This is a genomic window from Paracoccus sp. SSK6, from assembly GCF_039770665.1.
In the GTDB taxonomy this organism is placed as follows: Bacteria; Pseudomonadota; Alphaproteobacteria; order Rhodobacterales; family Rhodobacteraceae; genus Paracoccus.
The window spans coordinates 332,838-348,564 of sequence record NZ_JBDPNJ010000001.1 but is presented as its reverse complement, the minus strand read 5'-3'; the positions used below and the strand labels follow the sequence as shown (position 1 = coordinate 348,564).

Sequence of the window (15,727 nt, the reverse complement as noted above, 5' to 3'; positions counted from 1 at the left end):
GTTTCCTGATCGACAGCGGCATCGACTGCCTGCAGGGCTATTACTTCGGCGCGCCCACCATCGCGCCGCCCTGGAAGTCCCCGCCCTCGGTCGCGCTGCGATAGATGCGGCTGCACCTTTTGGGGGATGTGCTTGACGCGGCAGCACGAACCCGCATCCTGTCCCCGAGTCGCCAGTCATCTGGCCTTCAAGGGGAAGGGAGCCCGTCATGACCAAAGCCGTAATCGTTTCCGCCGCCCGCACGGCGGTCGGGAGTTTCCTGGGATCGTTCGCCAATACTCCGGCGCATGACCTGGGCGCTGCCGTCCTGAAGGAGGTCGTGGCCCGCGCCGGAATCGACCCAGCCGAGGTTGATGAAACGATCCTGGGCCAGGTGCTGACCGCAGGCCAGGGCCAGAACCCCGCCCGCCAGGCGCATATCAAGGCGGGCCTGCCGCAGGAATCCTCGGCCTGGCTGATCAACCAGGTCTGCGGATCGGGCCTGCGCGCGGTGGCCCTGGCGGCCCAGCAGGTGGTCGCGGGCGATGCCAAGGTGGTGCTGGCGGGCGGCCAGGAAAGCATGTCGATGTCCACCCATGCCGCCTATCTGCGCGCCGGCCAGAAGATGGGCGACATGCAGTTCATCGACACGATGATCCGCGACGGACTGTGGGACGCCTTCAACAACTATCACATGGGCACCACGGCGGAAAACGTGGCCCAGCAATGGCAGATCAGCCGCGACCAGCAGGATGAATTCGCGCTGGGTTCCCAGAACAAGGCCGAGGCCGCGCAGAAGGCGGGCCGCTTCGACGACGAGATCGTGGCCTTCACCGTCAAGACCCGCAAGGGCGACACGGTGGTGGACAAGGACGAATACATCCGCCATGGCGCGACCATCGATGCCATGCAGAAGCTGCGCCCCGCCTTTTCCAAGGACGGCTCGGTCACGGCGGGCAATGCATCGGGCCTGAACGACGGCGCGGCGGCGGTCATGGTGATGAGCGAGGACGAGGCGAACCGCCGCGGCCTGACGCCGCTGGCCCGCATCGCCTCCTATGCCACGGCGGGGCTTGATCCCGCGATCATGGGCACCGGCCCGATCCCGGCCAGCCGCAAGGCCCTGGAAAAGGCGGGCTGGAGCGTCCAGGATCTGGATCTGGTCGAGGCGAACGAGGCCTTTGCCGCCCAGGCCTGCGCCGTGAACAAGGACATGGGCTGGAACCCCGAGATCGTGAACGTGAACGGCGGCGCCATTGCCATCGGCCACCCCATCGGCGCCTCGGGCTGCCGCGTGCTGAACACCCTGCTGTTCGAGATGAAGCGCCGCGATGCGAGGAAGGGCCTTGCCACGCTGTGCATCGGCGGGGGCATGGGCGTCGCCCTTTGTGTCGAACGCTGAGGCAAAATGGCGCGCAATGATGTTGCGCGTTGCAAACATGCCTTGTAGCAATATTTCAGGCACGATCATTCAAGGGGGGATCAATGTCCAAGGTTGCACTTGTCACCGGGGGGTCGCGCGGGATCGGCGCGGCAATTTCCAAGGCGCTTCAAGAGGCTGGCTATACCGTCGCCGCCACCTATGCGGGCAATGACGACGCTGCAAAGGCGTTCACGGAAGAAACCGGGATCAAGACCTATAAATGGTCGGTCGCCGATTACGATGCCTGCGCGGCGGGCATCAGGCAGATCGAGGAAGAGGTCGGCCCCATTGCCGTGCTGGTCAACAACGCGGGCATCACGCGCGACGCGATGTTCCACAAGATGACGCCGCAACAGTGGAAGGAAGTCATCGACACCAACCTGACCGGCGTCTTCAACATGACCCATCCGGTCTGGTCGGGGATGCGCGACCGCAAGTTCGGGCGGATCATCAACATCAGCTCGATCAACGGGCAGAAGGGTCAGGCGGGCCAAGCCAACTATTCGGCGGCCAAGGCGGGCGACCTGGGCTTCACCAAGGCGCTGGCCCAGGAAGGCGCGCGGGCGGGCATCACCGTCAACGCGATCTGCCCCGGCTATATCGCGACCGAGATGGTCAAGGCCATCGACGAGAAGGTGCTGAACGAACGCATTATCCCGCAGATCCCCGTCGGCCGCCTGGGCGAGCCCGAGGAGATCGCGCGGACCGTGGTGTTCCTGGCATCCGATGAGGCGGGCTTTATCACCGGATCGACCATCAGCGCCAATGGGGGCCAGTTCTTCGTCTGACCCTTGCGACAAATGGTTGCGGCCCGCGCTGATCGCGCGGGCCGCTTCAAATCTGTCACCGTTCAACGGTCAGTGGGACAGTCGGGAAATCTCTTCCTTGAGACGAAGTTTCTCGCGCTTCATGGCCTTGATCTGCATATCGCTGGATCCAGGGCTTCTTTGTTCTCTTTCAACGGCCTCGGAAAGCACCTGGTGTTTCTTGCGCAGTTCCTCGACGTGGGAAGCAACCGACATCGCGTCCTCCTGTATAGGTTGAGTCGAACGGAGGGATTGCAGCACAGGCATTCGATTCTGTCACGAGACTTTTGCAAACAGCGGCGTGAGCGGCGAACCCTCGCGCAGCACCTCTGAGGCGGCCTCCGTCAGGTCTTCGCGGTCGCCCGCATGGGCGGTTTCACGGTGCATGACAAAGGGCGCCAGCAGCCGCAGCGGACCCCGCGCGCCCTTTGTGGCCTGGACAATCACGCGCCCGGCCTCGCGCCCCGCGCGGCCTGCCACGGGCAGGATCGTCACGGCCCCGGTCCGCCCCGCCAGCGCGGCCAATATCCCATCCAGCCGGTCGGCCCGCTGGATCAGCGTCACCATGCCGCGGGGCCGCAACCGGCGCAGGCCCGCGTCGATCCAGGTGGCCAAGGGCGTTTCCTCTCGCCGCGCCAGGGCCCGGCCGCCATCGGGCGCCGCCGTGCCGCCCAGGAAATAAGGCGGATTGGCGATGACGTGGTCAAACACCTGTGCCCGCAGGTCGGCGGGCGGGCGGGCCACGTCGCCCGTCACCACCTCCATCGCGATGCCGTTCGCGTCCGCGTTCTGCCGCGCCAGATCGGCATAATCCCCCTGCATTTCCAAGCCGACCAACCGCAGCCCCGGCACGCGCCAGCCCAGGCACAGGCTTGCCACCCCTGCCCCGCAGCCCAGTTCCAGCACCGATTGCCCCGCCACCGCCGGACAGGCCGCCGCCAGCATCACCGCATCGGCGCCCGACCGGAAGCCGCGCCGGGGTTGCGCCACCCGCAACCGGCCGTCCAGGAAGCCATCCTCTGACGCCTCACTCATCCAGGCCGGCATCGCGCAGGATGGCGCGAGCCATGAATTCGTCACGGTCCGCCACCATCAGCCGCTGCGGCAGGATGCCCAGCGATCCTTCCAGCACGCTCATGTGCTGGTCCATGGGAAAGGCGGGGATCCCTTCGTCCTCCAGCAGGCCAAGCGCGCGGGACATGCGGACGGGATCGTTGCTGCGGAACAGTTCTTTCATGGCCGAAACGCTAGGCGGCGGTTGCGCAATTGTCGAGGGCATGGCAAGGGACGGGCGCTGCAAGGGGGTAAGGCCATGGGTGTGCAGGAAAACGTCCAGAAACCGCTGGATCGGCTGTCCGAGGCGCTTGGCGCCGAGATGGAGGCGGTCAATGCCCTCATCCGCGACCGCATGTCCAGCGAAAACGCCCCCCGCATCCCCGAGGTGACGGCCCATCTGATCGAGGCCGGAGGCAAGCGGCTGCGTCCCATGCTGACGCTGGCCGCCGCGCGGATCATGGGATATGGTGGCCCGTTCCACATCCATCTGGCCGCGACGGTGGAGTTCATCCACACGGCGACCTTGCTCCATGACGACGTGGTCGATGAAAGCCGCCAGCGGCGCGGGCGTCCCACGGCGAACCTGCTGTGGGACAACAAGTCCAGCGTGCTGGTGGGCGATTACCTGTTCGCCCGCAGCTTCCAGTTGATGGTCGAACCCGGCAACCTGCGCACGCTGGAGATCCTGTCGAACGCCGCCGCCACCATCGCCGAGGGCGAGGTGCTGCAACTGACTGCCGCCCAGGATCTGCGCACGGACGAGGGGATCTACCTCAAGGTCGTGCGCGGCAAGACCGCCGCGCTGTTCTCCGCCGCGACCGAGGTGGGCGGCGTCATCGCGGGCGCGTCCCCCGATCAGGTACGGGCGCTGTTCGATTACGGCGACGCCCTGGGCATCGCCTTCCAGATCGTGGACGACCTGCTGGATTACGGCGGCGCGACGGAAACCATCGGCAAGAACGTCGGCGACGATTTCCGCGAACGCAAGCTGACCCTGCCCGTCATCAAGGCGGTCGCCAAGGCTGACGCGGAAGAACGCGCCTTCTGGTCGCGCAGCATCGAAAAGGGCGATCAGCGCGATGGCGATCTGGACCACGCCCTGACCCTGCTGGCCCGCCACGGCGCGATGGAGGCCGCGCGCGCAGACGCCCTGCGCTGGTCCGCCACGGCCAAGGCGGCGCTGGCCCAACTGCCCGCCCATCCGATCCGCGACATGCTGTCCGATCTGGCGGATTTCGTGGTCAGCCGCGTCGCCTGATCCGCGCGCGCGCGCGCCCCAGGCAAAATCCACCGCAAGGGTTTGCCAGCCGTGCCATGCCTTTCTTTCGGGCGTGGCCGCTGCATTCCGCCCATGAAACCGGCAATTGCCGTCTGACCCTTTCCTCTGCCTGCCTGACGCCTGTGCAAGCCGCCGGATGCCGCCGCATGAAAAGGGCATCGGCGGCGCGACCGGCGCCGCGTCAAAGGGGAATTGATGATGACAAGGGCTGCTCCCTTTATTGCCAGCGCCGCAATGCTGATCACGGCGCCCGCCTTCGCGCAGGACGCGGTTGCCGCGGCACCCGTGCCGGACAAGGGCGACACGACCTGGATGCTGGTTTCCGCCATCCTGGTGATGATGATGACGCTGCCGGGGCTGGCGCTGTTCTATGGCGGGCTGGTCAGGGCCAAGAACATGCTGTCGGTGCTGATGCAGGTGCTGACGGTGTTCAGCATGGTGGCAATCCTGTGGGTGGCCTTCGGATACTCATTGGCCTTCACCGGCGCGGGCGCGGCCGAGGACGTGACCACCCTGACCCCCTATATCGGCGGCTTGTCCAAGATGTTCCTGGCGGGCGTCACCACCGCCTCCAACGTCGAAGGCTTCAGCGCGGGCGTGGTGATCCCGGAACTGTCCTTCGTGATCTTCCAGATGGCCTTCGCCTGCATCGCATCCGCCCTGATCGTGGGCGCCACGGCGGAACGGCTGAAGTTCAGCGCGATCCTGCTGTTCGTGGTGATCTGGTTCTTCCTGTCTTACCTGCCGATGGCTCATATGGTCTGGTGGTGGGGCGGGCCTTCCGCCTATGACGCGCCCTCAGGGCTGCTGTTCAGCCATGGCGCGCTGGATTTCGCGGGCGGCACCGTGATCCACATCAACGCGGGCGTGGCGGGCCTGGTCGCGGCGATGGTCGCCGGTCCCCGCATCGGCTATCGCAAGGAACTGCTGGCGCCCCACAACCTGACCTTCACGCTGATCGGCGGCTGCCTGCTGTGGATCGGCTGGTTCGGCTTCAACGCCGGGTCGAACCTTGAGGCGAACGGCCTAACCGCGCTGGCGATGATCAACACCGCCGTCGCCACCGCCGCGGGCGTGCTGGCCTGGTCCTTCGGCGAATGGGCCTTTCGCGGCCACCCCAGCCTGCTGGGCGGGATTTCCGGCGCCATCGCGGGCCTGGTGGGCATCACCCCGGCGGCGGGCTTCGTCGGCCCCATGGGCGCCATCGCCATCGGGCTGATCGCGGGCCTGCTGTGCATGTGGTTCGTCGTCAGCATGAAGCCGCGCATGGGCATCGACGACAGCCTGGACGTGTTCGGCATCCATGGCATCGGCGGGATCATCGGCGCGATCCTGACGGGCGTCTTCGCCGCGCCCTCGCTGGGTGGGACGGGCGTCTTCGACTATGGCGCGAATGCGGTGGCGGAATTCTCGATGGCCGGGCAGGTCTGGAACCAGACCCTGGGCGTGGCGATCGCCATCCTCTGGTCGGGCGCCGTGTCCTTTGCCGCCATCCATATCGTCAAGGCGCTGATCGGGCTGCGCGTCACCGACACCGACGAACGCCAGGGCCTGGACATCACCACCCATGGCGAAAGTGCTTACAACTAGGAACCTGCGGCGATGCAAAGGCCCGGCGCGACCCGCCGGGCCTTTTTCATGCACAAATCACGGATTGGTCACCCCAATTCCCCCCCGGCGATTCTTCGTGTAGGGTACGGCACAATTTGGCCGCTGAACGGCCCTGGGCAGATACGCAGGCACCCTGACGCATGAAACGATCGACCGGCACCCCGAAGCGCACGGGCCGCGGCCCTGTTGCCGACAAGCGCAGCCCCGCGCCCCAGCAGAAATCCCCCGTGCGGCGCCACAAGACCCCTGCCCGGCGCGGCAATGTCGTGGTCCGCACGGTCGCGGGCACCGTGGGCCTGATCTGGCGCATCCTCTGGGGATCGGTCTGGCGGCTGGCCATGGTCATGGTCCTGATCGTCGGCGCCGCCACCGCCTATTTCTATGCCAGCCTGCCCGAACCCGAAGCCCTGTTCGACGCCCGCGCGCGCGGATCCGTCACCATGCTGGACAACAACGGCAAGGTTTTCGCCTGGCGGGGCGAGACCTACGGCGCCGTCACCAGCGACAAGATCGCCCCGATCCTGAAGGAAGCCGTGATCGCGACCGAGGATCGCCGCTTCAACTGGCATTTCGGCATCAGCCCGCGCGGCATCGCCAGCGCCATCAAGATCAACATGGCCGAAGGGCGCGGCCCGCTGGAAGGCCATGGCGGGTCCACCATCACCCAGCAGGTCGCGAAACTGCTGTGCCTGGGCGACACATTCGACCCGATCCGCTGGAAGAACGAGGCCGAGTTCGAACAGGACTGCCGCGTCACCTCGCTGTGGCGCAAGGTGAAGGAGGTTCCCTATTCCTTCGCCCTGGAAGCCAAGTATTCCAAGGACGACATCCTCAACATCTACATGAACCGCTCCTACATGGGCGGCGGTGCGCGCGGCTTCGAGGCCGCGAGCCAGCGTTACTTCAACAAGCCCGCATCCGACGTGAACGCGTCCGAGGCCGCGATGCTGGCGGGCCTTCTGCAGGCGCCCAGCTATTTCGCGCCGACCGCCAACCTCAAGCGCGCCCAGGAACGCGCCAATGTGGTCCTGGGCCTGATGGCCGAGGAAGGCTACCTGACCCCCGCCGAGGTTGAGCAGGCCCGCGCCCATCCCGCGCGGCTGTCGCAGGCGGCCGAGGCGCGGGCGGGCGGCTATTTCGCCGACTGGGTGATGGAATCCGGCCCCGGCTTCCTGACCAGCGAAACGACCGAGGACGTGACCATCCGCACCACCTTCGACCCCCGCATCCAGACGGCGGCCGAACGCGCGATGAAGCGGGTCTTCGACGAAAAGGTCAAGGACGGCAGCAAGGCCGAGGCCGCGGTGGTCGTGATGTCCGCCGACGGCGCGGTGCGCGCCATCATCGGCGGGCGCGACCTGACCGTGAACGGCGCCTTCAACCGCGCGGTCCAGGCCAAGCGCCAGACCGGGTCGAGCTTCAAGCCCTTCGTCTATGCCGCCGCCCTGGAAGCGGGCTATGGCCCCGGCGACCGGATCGAGGACGGGCCGCTGACCATCCGCATCCCCGGCGGCAAGCCCTGGTCGCCCCAGAACTATACCCGCCGCTATTACGGCAACGTGACGCTGACGACCGCGCTGAAGCAGTCGCTGAACACCGCCACCATCCGCCTGCAGGAAGCCGTGGGCCGGTCCGAGGTCCGCCGCATCGCCCATGACTTCGGCATCGTCAGCAACCTGACCACCAGCCCGTCCTTGGGCCTTGGCGCGTCCGAGGCCACGCTGATGGAGCTGACCGGCGCCTATGCGGGCATCCGCAACGGCGGCACCTCGGTCGCGCCTTACGGGTTGGTGGAACTGCGCATCGCGGGCGACGACCAGCCGCTGATGGGCCAGTCGGGCGGCATGGGCCAGCGCGTCATCAGCCAGCGCGCGGCGGGCCAGCTGATCTACATGATGGAGCAGGTGATCGCCAGCGGCACGGGCGGGCGCGCCAAGATGGGCTCGCGCCCCGTGGCCGGCAAGACCGGCACCACCAGCAGCTATCGCGACGCCTGGTTCGTGGGCTTTTCCGAACAATACGTGGTCGGCGTCTGGATGGGCTATGACGACAACACGCCCCTGAAGGGCGTCACCGGCGGCGGGTTGCCCGCCGAGATCTGGCAGGCGGTCATGTCCGACATCCACGAGGGTTTGCCCGAACTGCCGCTCTCTACGGTTTCGCCCGACGGCAGCGGCATCCTGTTGTCGAACGAGGGCGCACCGAAGGTCGTGACCTCGGGCTCGGCGGACGATCCCCTGGCGGCGGCATTGGCGGGCGCGGTGAATTCGGCCAATCCGGCGGGTGGGCAGGTGACAGCACCGCAGACCCCAGGTGACAGCAGCACGGCAAGTTCGGATGACGCGTTGAGCCGGGCGTTGAACGGGATCCTGGGGGGGAATTGACGCGGACCGAGCGTCCAGAAAGACAAAGGCCCGGCAATTTGCCGGGCCTTTTGCGTGACCGGGATCAAGTCATCCCGCCGCCTGCAGATCCGCCGTCAGCGCCGCCAGGTCGCCGCGCCGGGCGGTCAGCATGGCGGCGATTTCGGCGCGTTCGCTGGCCAGCATGTTCACGCCCTCGATGATGATGTTGAAGAACCTGTCGCGGCCCGACTTGTTGGACACATGCCATTCGACTTCCATGGGGGCGCGGCCGTTCAGATAGGCGGTCGAGGTGACGGCATAGAAGCTTTTGAGCGGGCGGGCGCCCGTCACCTCGATCTTCGATCCGATGAACTCGCGGAAGCGCTTGCCGTATTTGCGGCCGATATAGCCCTGGAAGGCCCGGGTATAGGCGGCAAGCGCCGCCGGATCGGCCTGACGCGCGGCGGGGCCAAGCGCGGACCGGGCGATCACGTCCACATCAGCATAGCGCACGAAGATCGCCTCGAAGTCGCGATACATCCGGGCAGGCGGCTGGCCCGAGTTGATGACCTGATAGACCTCGCCCAGGGCGGTGCTGATCAGCGCGCTGGCCTGGTCGGCGTCCAGCGTCCAGCCGCGGGCGGGCGCCAGCGACAGCGCGGCCGCGCCCCCCAGCAGGGCCAGGAAGCCGCGCCGGTCATTCGGCATAAGGGTCGATGGCATCGGCTGCGGCAGCGTCGGCATAGGGGTCAATGGCGGTCCCTCCCTGGTTCAACTCGTGGCGGCGGTGCATCAGATAGATCAGCCGCAGTTGCGCATAGCTATCCGCACTCTCCTGCAGGACGCTATCCACGGTGTCGCCGAAACGCGCCCGATCACCGGCTTTTGAGGCCGCGCGTAGGCCAAAAGCCGCCCATGCCGCATCCCGGTTCAGAAGGTGGTTCAGCGGGTCGATCACCAGATCGACGGCCTTGCCCGCCGCGTCCCGCTGGGTAGAGGGGCCAAGCACCGGCAGTTCCAGATAGGCGCCTTCGGGCAGTCCCCAGACGGCCAGCGTTTCCCCGAAATCGGTGTCATGCTCGGGCAGGCCGAAGTCGCGGCCCGCCGGATCCAGCAACCCGCCGATTCCCAGCGTCGTGTTGACAGCAAAGCGGAAAAAATTCTTGATCGCAGGTTCGGGGCGGCCTTGCAGCAGGCTGTTCGCGACCTTTCCCGGCAGCGACAGGTTGGCCCCGGCATTGATGACCAGGTCCATCACGCCCGGCCGGTCCGACCCGTCGTCCCCGCCCGCAGCCAGCCTGGCGGCAGGCCCGATGACCCGGCGATCCAGGGCCTTGTTGAAGGCATGGACACGGCGATTCTGAGCCTCGAAGGGGTCGTTGACATGGATGCCGTCCTGCATCACAGGCTTCGATCCGCAACCGGCAAGGGCCATGCACAGGGCCAGCGGGGCGGCAAGGAAAAAGGGACGCAAAGGATCTCCTAACCTTTTTCAGGTAGTGCGGGTATAGGACCGTGCGGGATTCGGCGGGTGGCACCCGCATACTGGTGCGCAGGACCACGGGCAAGCGGCCCAAGGCAAGGATGGACAAGATGGGCAAACCGCCTGTGATCGGAAATGGCGCGCAGGAATTGCGCAGGGCACGCGCGGCGGGGCTGCCGCTGCTTGCCGCCGTGGGGCTGTTTTCCGCTGTCGTAAACCTGCTGATGCTGACCGGGCCGTTGTTCATGCTGCAGGTCTATGACCGGGTGCTGGCCTCGCGTTCGGTGGAAACGCTGACGGCGCTGTTCGTGCTGGTGGTGTTCCTGTTCCTGCTGATGGGTTTTCTGGATTTCGTCCGCAGCCGCGTGATGGGGCGCATCGCCGCCCGCTTCCAGGACCGGATGGAGGGGCGGGTCTTTACCGCCGCGCTGCGCGAGGGGGCGATCTCGGGCGATGAATCGGCGGCGGCGGCCAGCGGGATGCGCGATCTCGACTCGGTCCAGCGGCTGATCGCCTCGCCGGTGCTGCTGGCGGCGTTCGACCTGCCCTGGGCGCCGCTGTTCCTGGCGGCGGTCTATATCTTCCATCCGCTGCTGGGCGTGGTGGCGACGATCGGGGGCGCGATCCTTGTGGTCACGACCATGGCCAACCGCGCGCTGACCAGGGCGCCCCTGCAGCAGGCCAACATCGCCTCGGCGCAGGCGCAGCGCATGGCGGACCTGTACCGCGACGAAGGCGAGGTGATCGGTGCCCTGGGGATGCGCAGCGCCACCTATGCCCGCTGGCGCAAGGCGCGGGCCGAGGCGCAGGAGCAGGCGGTACGCGGCGCCGACCTGTCGTCGGGCTTCACCGTCTTTTCCAAAAGCTTCCGGCTGTTCCTGCAAAGCGCGATGCTGGCCACCGGCGCCTGGCTGGTGCTGCGGCAGGCAGTGACGCCGGGCGCGATGATCGCCAGTTCCATCATGATGGGCCGCGCCCTTGCGCCGGTCGAACAACTGGTGGCGGGCTGGCCCGCCGTGCAGGCCGCACAGGATGCCTGGGACCGTCTGGCCCGCCTTCTGTCGCGCCAGCCCGCGCAGGTCAGCCATACCCCCCTGCCCCGCCCCGAGGCCACGGTCGAGGTGCGCAACCTGTCGGTCGCCCCTCCGGGCCAGAATGTCGCCATCGTGCGCGGGGTGTCCTTCGGGGTGGCGCCGGGGCAGGCGCTTGGCGTGATCGGGCCTTCGGGCGCGGGCAAATCGACGCTGGCCCGCGCGCTGATCGGCGCCTGGCCGGTGGGCGCGGGGTCGATCCGCCTGGGCGGGGCGACGCTGGACCAGTATGACCCGGATGTGCTGGGCACCATGATTGGATACCTGCCCCAGCAGGTGACGCTGTTCGACGGCACCATCGCCGAAAACATCGCCCGCCTGTCGCCTGAGATGGATCCGGCCCGCGTGGTGCGCGCGGCGCAGGCGGCGGCGGCGCACCAGATGATCCTGGATCTGCCGCAGGGCTATGACACGCGCATCAGCCAGGCAAGCGGGCGGCTGTCGGGCGGGCAGATCCAGCGGATCGGGCTGGCCCGCGCCCTCTATCCCGATCCGGTACTGCTGGTTCTGGACGAGCCGAACTCGAACCTCGACAACGAGGGGTCGATGGCGCTGAACGCGGCGATCCGGCGCGTGAAGGCGCAGAACGGCTGCGTCGTCATCATGGCGCACCGGCCGGCGGCGATCAACGAATGCGACCTTCTGCTGGTCATGGAACAGGGCATCCGCCGCGCCTTCGGACCGCGCGACAAGGTGCTGCAAGAGATGGTGCAGAACTCGCAACAGATCCTGAAGTCCCAGGAAACCGGCCGCACGGGGGGCGTATCATGAGCGACGAATCGAAAAAGCCCGAGGATGGCGAGAGCCCTGCCCCGCGCCCTTCGGGTGTCCAGACGGGGATCCTGTCCAGCCGCATCGGCGCCCCGGCCGAAGGGCCGATCCCCGGCCCCGCACCGCGTCCCGCCGCCGCAGCCCCGGCCCAGCCGGTGCCTCCGGTCCAGCCCCCCTTGCCGCCCGCGCCGCCGAAACCCATCGCGCCGCCCGATCCGGGCCGCTGGTCGGTGCGCGGGGCAATGATCGCCGGCCTGCTGTCCATTATCGTGCTTCTGGGGGGCTTCACCCTCTGGGCGATGCAAAGCCGCATCGCGGGCGCCGTGGTCGCCAGCGGCCAGGTCGAGGTGGAACAGCAGCGCCAGATTGTCCAGCACCCGGACGGCGGCGTGGTCGAGGAGATCCTGGTCAAGGACGGCCAGACGGTCGAGGCGGGCCAGACCCTGATCCGGCTGGACGGCAGCCTGTTGCGCACCGAACACGCCATCGTCGAAGGGCAGTATTTCGAGATCCTTGCCCGGCGCGGCAGGCTGGAGGCCGAGCGCGGCGATGCCGAGACGATGGAGATCCCGCAGGAACTGCTGACCGCAGCCGAGGGAAACGCGGAACTGCAAGCCCTGATCGAAGGCCAGCGCAGCCTGTTCGAGACGCGGCGCGACACCCTGCGCCAGTCCGTCGAGCAACTGGAAAAGCAGTCCGAGCAGGTCCGCCAGCAGGTCGAGGGCATCGACGCGCAGATCGTTGCGCTTGACCGCCAACGCGACCTGATCGGCGAGGAGCTGGAGGACCAGCAATCCCTGCTGGATCGGGGGCTTGCGCAGGCATCCCGCGTGCTGGCCTTGCAGCGGGAAGCCGCCAGCCTCGACGGTCAGTTGGGCGAGCTGAAGGCCAGCCGCGCGGCGGCCGAGACGCGCCAGACGGAACTGGACATCCAGCGCCTGCGCCTTGGCGCCGAACGCCGCGAGGAGGCCGAAACCGAGTTGCGCGACCTGGGTTACCGCGAACTGGAACTGGCCGAACGCCGCCGGGGCCTGACCGAGCAGATCAACCGTCTGGAGATCCGGGCGCCTGCGGCGGGCGTCATCTACAACCTGCAGGTGACAACGCCCCGGTCGGTGATCCGCCCCGCCGAACCTGTGCTGTATGTCATCCCGCAGGACCGTCCGCTGGTGATCGGCGCGCGCCTTGCCACGATCAACGTCGATGAGGTCCAGGTGGGCCAGCCGGTGGTGCTGCGGTTTTCGGCCTTTTCCTCGCGTACGACGCCGGAAATCGACGGGGTGCTGGGCCGGGTGTCGGCGGATGCGCTGATCGACGAGGCGACGCGGATGCCATACTATCGCGCCGAAGTGACCATCCCGACGGACCAGTTGGCCAAGCTGGGCGACCTGGCCCTGATCCCCGGCATGCCGGTCGAGGTCTATATCCAGACCGGCGAGCGCAGCCCGATGGCCTATCTGATCAAGCCGCTCGCAGATTACTTCAACCGCGCGTTCCGGGAAAGCTGACGCCGTGGGGGCTTCGCGCCCCCATTCGGGCCTACCGGCCCCTTCCTCGCTGAAAAAGGTCCACTGGACCTTTTTCCGGGCGCTCGGAAGCCCCGCGGGATATTTGTGCGAAGATGAACAGCCGGGTGGCTACCGCTTGCGCCGCCGCTTGGTCGCGCGCTTGATTTCCGCAAGCCGCGACGTGGTGGACATGCGGCGGGGGCTGCGCCCGCGCTTGCCCTTGTGCGGGCCGCGCGGCAGGGGTTGGCCGTCCAGTTCCAGCAGATCCAGCGTCAGACCGCCGGTCATCGGGATCGCCTCGGCCAGCCGCACGGTGACGCGCTGGCCAAGGCCGATCTCCAGCCCCGTATCGCTGCCGACCAGCATCTGGGCATCGGGATCGAAGTGGAAATACTCCTGTCCGATGGCACGGATCGGCAGCAGCCCGTCGGCGCCGGTCTCATCCAGCTTGACGAAGGCGCCGAATTTCTGGACGCCGCTGATCCGGCCCGTCATCTCGGTCCCCACTCGTTCCGACAGGAAGGCCGCCAAGTAGCGGTCGGTCGTGTCGCGTTCGGCGGCCATGCTGCGGCGTTCGGTTTCGCTGATATGGGTCGCGGTTTCCGCCAGACGGTCCATGTCCTGCGGCGACAGCCCGTCCTTGCCCCAACCATGTCCCGAAATCAGCGCGCGATGCACGATCAGGTCGGAGTAGCGCCGGATGGGCGAGGTGAAATGCGCATAGCTTTTCAGCGCCAGCCCGAAATGCCCAAAATTTTCCGGGTGGTAATAGGCCTGCGTCATCGACCGCAGCGTGCTGATGTTGATCAGTTCGTCGAAATCCGTGCCCTCGGACTGGGCTAGCAGGCGGTTCAGGTGGCTGGTATGCAGCACCTGCCCCTTGGCCAGCGTGAAGCCCGAGGCCTGGGCCACCTCGCGCAGCGCGTCGATCTTTTCCAGGCTCGGTTCCTCGTGGACGCGGAACAGAAGCGGACGCTGGCGGCGGGTCAGCTCCTCGGCGGCGGCGACATTGGCCAGGACCATGAACTCCTCGATCAGCTTGTGCGCGTCGAAGCGTTCGCGGAAGTTGACCGACTTGACGCGCCCGTCCGGGGTCAGTTCGATCCGGCGTTCCGGCAGGTCTAGATCCAGCGGCTGGCGGCGGGCGCGCGCTTCCTTGAGCAACCCATAGGCGTGCCACAGAGGACGGATCACGCTGTCCATCAGCGGCTCGGTCTGCGCGTCGGGCTTGCCATCCGCCGCCGCCTGCGCCTGTTCATAGGCCAGCGAGGCGCGGCTGTTCATCATGCCGCGATGGAAGTTGTGGCTGATCTTGTTGCCCTGCGAATCCAGCCGCATGCGCACCGCGATCACCGGACGGTCCACGCCTTCGTGCAGCGAACACAGGTCGGCCGACAGCGCCTCGGGCAGCATGGGAACCACGCGGTCAGGGAAATAGGTGGAGTTGCCGCGCAGCCAGGCCTCGCGGTCCAACGCAGAACCGGGGGTGACGTAATGGGCGACATCGGCGATGGCGACCCAGATGGTCGCGCCGCCGTCGTCCTCGACATGGGCGGCGACCGCATCGTCATGGTCGCGCGCGTCCGAGGGGTCGATGGTGACCAGGGCCAAGTCGCGCAGATCCTCGCGGCCCTTCATGGTGGCGGGCTTGGCGCCCTCGGCCTCCTCGATCACGGCATCGGGGAAATCGTCGGGGATGCCGTGCTGGTGGATAGCGATCAGGCTGACGGCGCGGGGGGCGGACGGATCGCCCAGCCGCTCGATGATTCGCGCAGTGGGCAGGCCCATGCGGCCCTTGGGACCGATTTGTTCGGCCTGCACCAGTTCACCGTTCTGCGCGCCCTGCGTCCCGTCGGGGCGGACCCGCCATTCCTTGTCCTGCCCCTTGTCGATGGGGACGATCCGGCCCCCTTCGGCTTCCTTGCGGAAGATGCCGGTGATGCGGTGCGGCGCGGCGGTGATGCGGCGGATCAGGCGGGCCTGGTACTGGTGATCCTCGCCATGAACCTCAACCAACCGGCCCAGGAAGCGGTCGCCGCGCCCAAGCGCCGGGTCGGTTTCGCGCGGCGCATAAAGGATGCGCGGCATCGGGCCGTCGCCATGCCATTCCATCGGCCGGGCAAACAGGTCGCCCGACCCGTCGGGCGGCAGCAGTTCCAGCACCGTCACCGGCGGCAGGCGTTCGGCGTCCAGGTAATGGCGGCGGCGGCGTTCAAGCTGGCCCTCGCCCTCAAGCTCCTTCAGCAGGCGCTTCAACTCGATCCGCAGGGCGCCCTTGATGCCGAAAGCCTTGGCGATGTCGCGCTTGGAATTGGCGTCGGGGTTTTCCGCGACCCATTCCATGATCTGTTCCTTGCTGGGAAGCTGGGCCATCT

The 15,727-nt window shown here is 67.3% G+C and carries 13 protein-coding genes; 7 read left to right on the top strand and 6 right to left on the bottom strand.

Features of this window, described 5'->3' with window-relative positions; all coding sequences use genetic code 11:
- The first annotated feature begins 208 nt into the window (after positions 1-208).
- The gene (locus AAIL68_RS01780) at positions 209-1,381 is read left to right on the top strand and encodes an acetyl-CoA C-acetyltransferase (protein ID WP_347137766.1); all 1,173 of its coding nucleotides are present in this window, start codon (positions 209-211) and stop codon (positions 1,379-1,381) included.
- Positions 1,382-1,464: 83 nt separating this feature from the next.
- Positions 1,465-2,190, top strand: coding sequence for an acetoacetyl-CoA reductase (gene phbB / locus AAIL68_RS01775; RefSeq protein WP_347137765.1), 726 nt, complete (start codon positions 1,465-1,467; stop codon positions 2,188-2,190).
- 69 nt (positions 2,191-2,259) lie between these two features.
- Here phbB and AAIL68_RS01770 read toward each other — a convergent pair whose 3' ends face one another.
- From AAIL68_RS01770 to AAIL68_RS01760, 3 genes are read right to left on the bottom strand one after another with little or no spacing between them, the layout of a single operon-like run.
- Positions 2,260-2,424 (bottom strand): YdcH family protein, encoded by a 165-nt coding sequence (locus AAIL68_RS01770; protein ID WP_306607654.1) that lies wholly within the window; start codon positions 2,422-2,424, stop codon positions 2,260-2,262.
- Positions 2,425-2,484: 60 nt separating this feature from the next.
- Complete coding sequence (locus tag AAIL68_RS01765) at positions 2,485-3,243, bottom strand: methyltransferase (protein ID WP_347137764.1); 759 nt, start codon at positions 3,241-3,243, stop codon at positions 2,485-2,487.
- Complete coding sequence (locus tag AAIL68_RS01760; protein ID WP_347137763.1) at positions 3,236-3,445, bottom strand: DUF2007 domain-containing protein; 210 nt, start codon at positions 3,443-3,445, stop codon at positions 3,236-3,238. Before AAIL68_RS01760 ends, AAIL68_RS01765 begins: the two co-directional genes overlap by 8 nt.
- Positions 3,446-3,520: 75 nt before the next feature.
- Between AAIL68_RS01760 and AAIL68_RS01755 the strand changes: the two genes are divergently transcribed.
- The 3 genes from AAIL68_RS01755 (at position 3,521) to AAIL68_RS01745 (ending at position 8,538) form a co-directional block, all read left to right on the top strand.
- Complete coding sequence (locus tag AAIL68_RS01755; protein ID WP_347137762.1) at positions 3,521-4,522, top strand: polyprenyl synthetase family protein; 1,002 nt, start codon at positions 3,521-3,523, stop codon at positions 4,520-4,522.
- A 255-nt stretch (positions 4,523-4,777) separates the two neighbouring features.
- A complete protein-coding gene (locus AAIL68_RS01750; RefSeq protein WP_347137761.1) occupies positions 4,778-6,133 on the top strand; it encodes an ammonium transporter in 1,356 nt (451 codons plus the stop codon).
- 161 nt (positions 6,134-6,294) lie between these two features.
- Positions 6,295-8,538 carry a transglycosylase domain-containing protein gene (locus tag AAIL68_RS01745; protein ID WP_347137760.1) on the top strand — a complete coding sequence of 748 codons (2,244 nt, stop codon included), beginning with the start codon at positions 6,295-6,297 and terminating at the stop codon, positions 8,536-8,538.
- A 69-nt stretch (positions 8,539-8,607) separates the two neighbouring features.
- Here AAIL68_RS01745 and AAIL68_RS01740 read toward each other — a convergent pair whose 3' ends face one another.
- A complete protein-coding gene (locus AAIL68_RS01740) occupies positions 8,608-9,222 on the bottom strand; it encodes an ABC transporter substrate-binding protein (RefSeq protein WP_347137759.1) in 615 nt (204 codons plus the stop codon).
- Complete coding sequence (locus AAIL68_RS01735; protein WP_347137758.1) at positions 9,197-9,973, bottom strand: VacJ family lipoprotein; 777 nt, start codon at positions 9,971-9,973, stop codon at positions 9,197-9,199. Before AAIL68_RS01735 ends, AAIL68_RS01740 begins: the two co-directional genes overlap by 26 nt.
- Before the next feature lie 119 nt (positions 9,974-10,092).
- Between AAIL68_RS01735 and AAIL68_RS01730 the strand changes: the two genes are divergently transcribed.
- The gene (locus AAIL68_RS01730; RefSeq protein WP_347137757.1) at positions 10,093-11,844 is read left to right on the top strand and encodes a type I secretion system permease/ATPase; all 1,752 of its coding nucleotides are present in this window, start codon (positions 10,093-10,095) and stop codon (positions 11,842-11,844) included.
- 242 nt (positions 11,845-12,086) lie between these two features.
- Positions 12,087-13,352 carry an HlyD family type I secretion periplasmic adaptor subunit gene (locus AAIL68_RS01725; RefSeq protein ID WP_347137782.1) on the top strand — a complete coding sequence of 422 codons (1,266 nt, stop codon included), beginning with the start codon at positions 12,087-12,089 and terminating at the stop codon, positions 13,350-13,352.
- A 129-nt stretch (positions 13,353-13,481) separates the two neighbouring features.
- Here AAIL68_RS01725 and rnr read toward each other — a convergent pair whose 3' ends face one another.
- The gene (rnr, locus tag AAIL68_RS01720) at positions 13,482-15,725 is read right to left on the bottom strand and encodes a ribonuclease R (protein ID WP_347137756.1); all 2,244 of its coding nucleotides are present in this window, start codon (positions 15,723-15,725) and stop codon (positions 13,482-13,484) included.
- Positions 15,726-15,727 lie beyond the last annotated feature (2 nt).

What these genes read in the sequence shown, in the direction of transcription:
- phbB (WP_347137765.1), top strand. Translation starts at nt 1,465, where the DNA reads ATGTCCAAGGTTGCACTTGTCACCGGGGGGTCGCGCGGGATCGGCGCG.
- rnr (WP_347137756.1), bottom strand. Translation starts at nt 15,725, where the DNA reads ATGGCCCAGCTTCCCAGCAAGGAACAGATCATGGAATGGGTCGCGGAA.
- AAIL68_RS01740 (WP_347137759.1), bottom strand. Translation starts at nt 9,222, where the DNA reads ATGCCATCGACCCTTATGCCGAATGACCGGCGCGGCTTCCTGGCCCTG.
- AAIL68_RS01725 (WP_347137782.1), top strand. Translation starts at nt 12,087, where the DNA reads ATGATCGCCGGCCTGCTGTCCATTATCGTGCTTCTGGGGGGCTTCACC.
- AAIL68_RS01745 (WP_347137760.1), top strand. Translation starts at nt 6,295, where the DNA reads ATGAAACGATCGACCGGCACCCCGAAGCGCACGGGCCGCGGCCCTGTT.
- AAIL68_RS01755 (WP_347137762.1), top strand. Translation starts at nt 3,521, where the DNA reads ATGGGTGTGCAGGAAAACGTCCAGAAACCGCTGGATCGGCTGTCCGAG.
- AAIL68_RS01770 (WP_306607654.1), bottom strand. Translation starts at nt 2,424, where the DNA reads ATGTCGGTTGCTTCCCACGTCGAGGAACTGCGCAAGAAACACCAGGTG.
- AAIL68_RS01750 (WP_347137761.1), top strand. Translation starts at nt 4,778, where the DNA reads ATGCTGATCACGGCGCCCGCCTTCGCGCAGGACGCGGTTGCCGCGGCA.
- AAIL68_RS01760 (WP_347137763.1), bottom strand. Translation starts at nt 3,445, where the DNA reads ATGAAAGAACTGTTCCGCAGCAACGATCCCGTCCGCATGTCCCGCGCG.
- AAIL68_RS01765 (WP_347137764.1), bottom strand. Translation starts at nt 3,243, where the DNA reads ATGAGTGAGGCGTCAGAGGATGGCTTCCTGGACGGCCGGTTGCGGGTG.
- AAIL68_RS01780 (WP_347137766.1), top strand. Translation starts at nt 209, where the DNA reads ATGACCAAAGCCGTAATCGTTTCCGCCGCCCGCACGGCGGTCGGGAGT.
- AAIL68_RS01730 (WP_347137757.1), top strand. Translation starts at nt 10,093, where the DNA reads ATGGGCAAACCGCCTGTGATCGGAAATGGCGCGCAGGAATTGCGCAGG.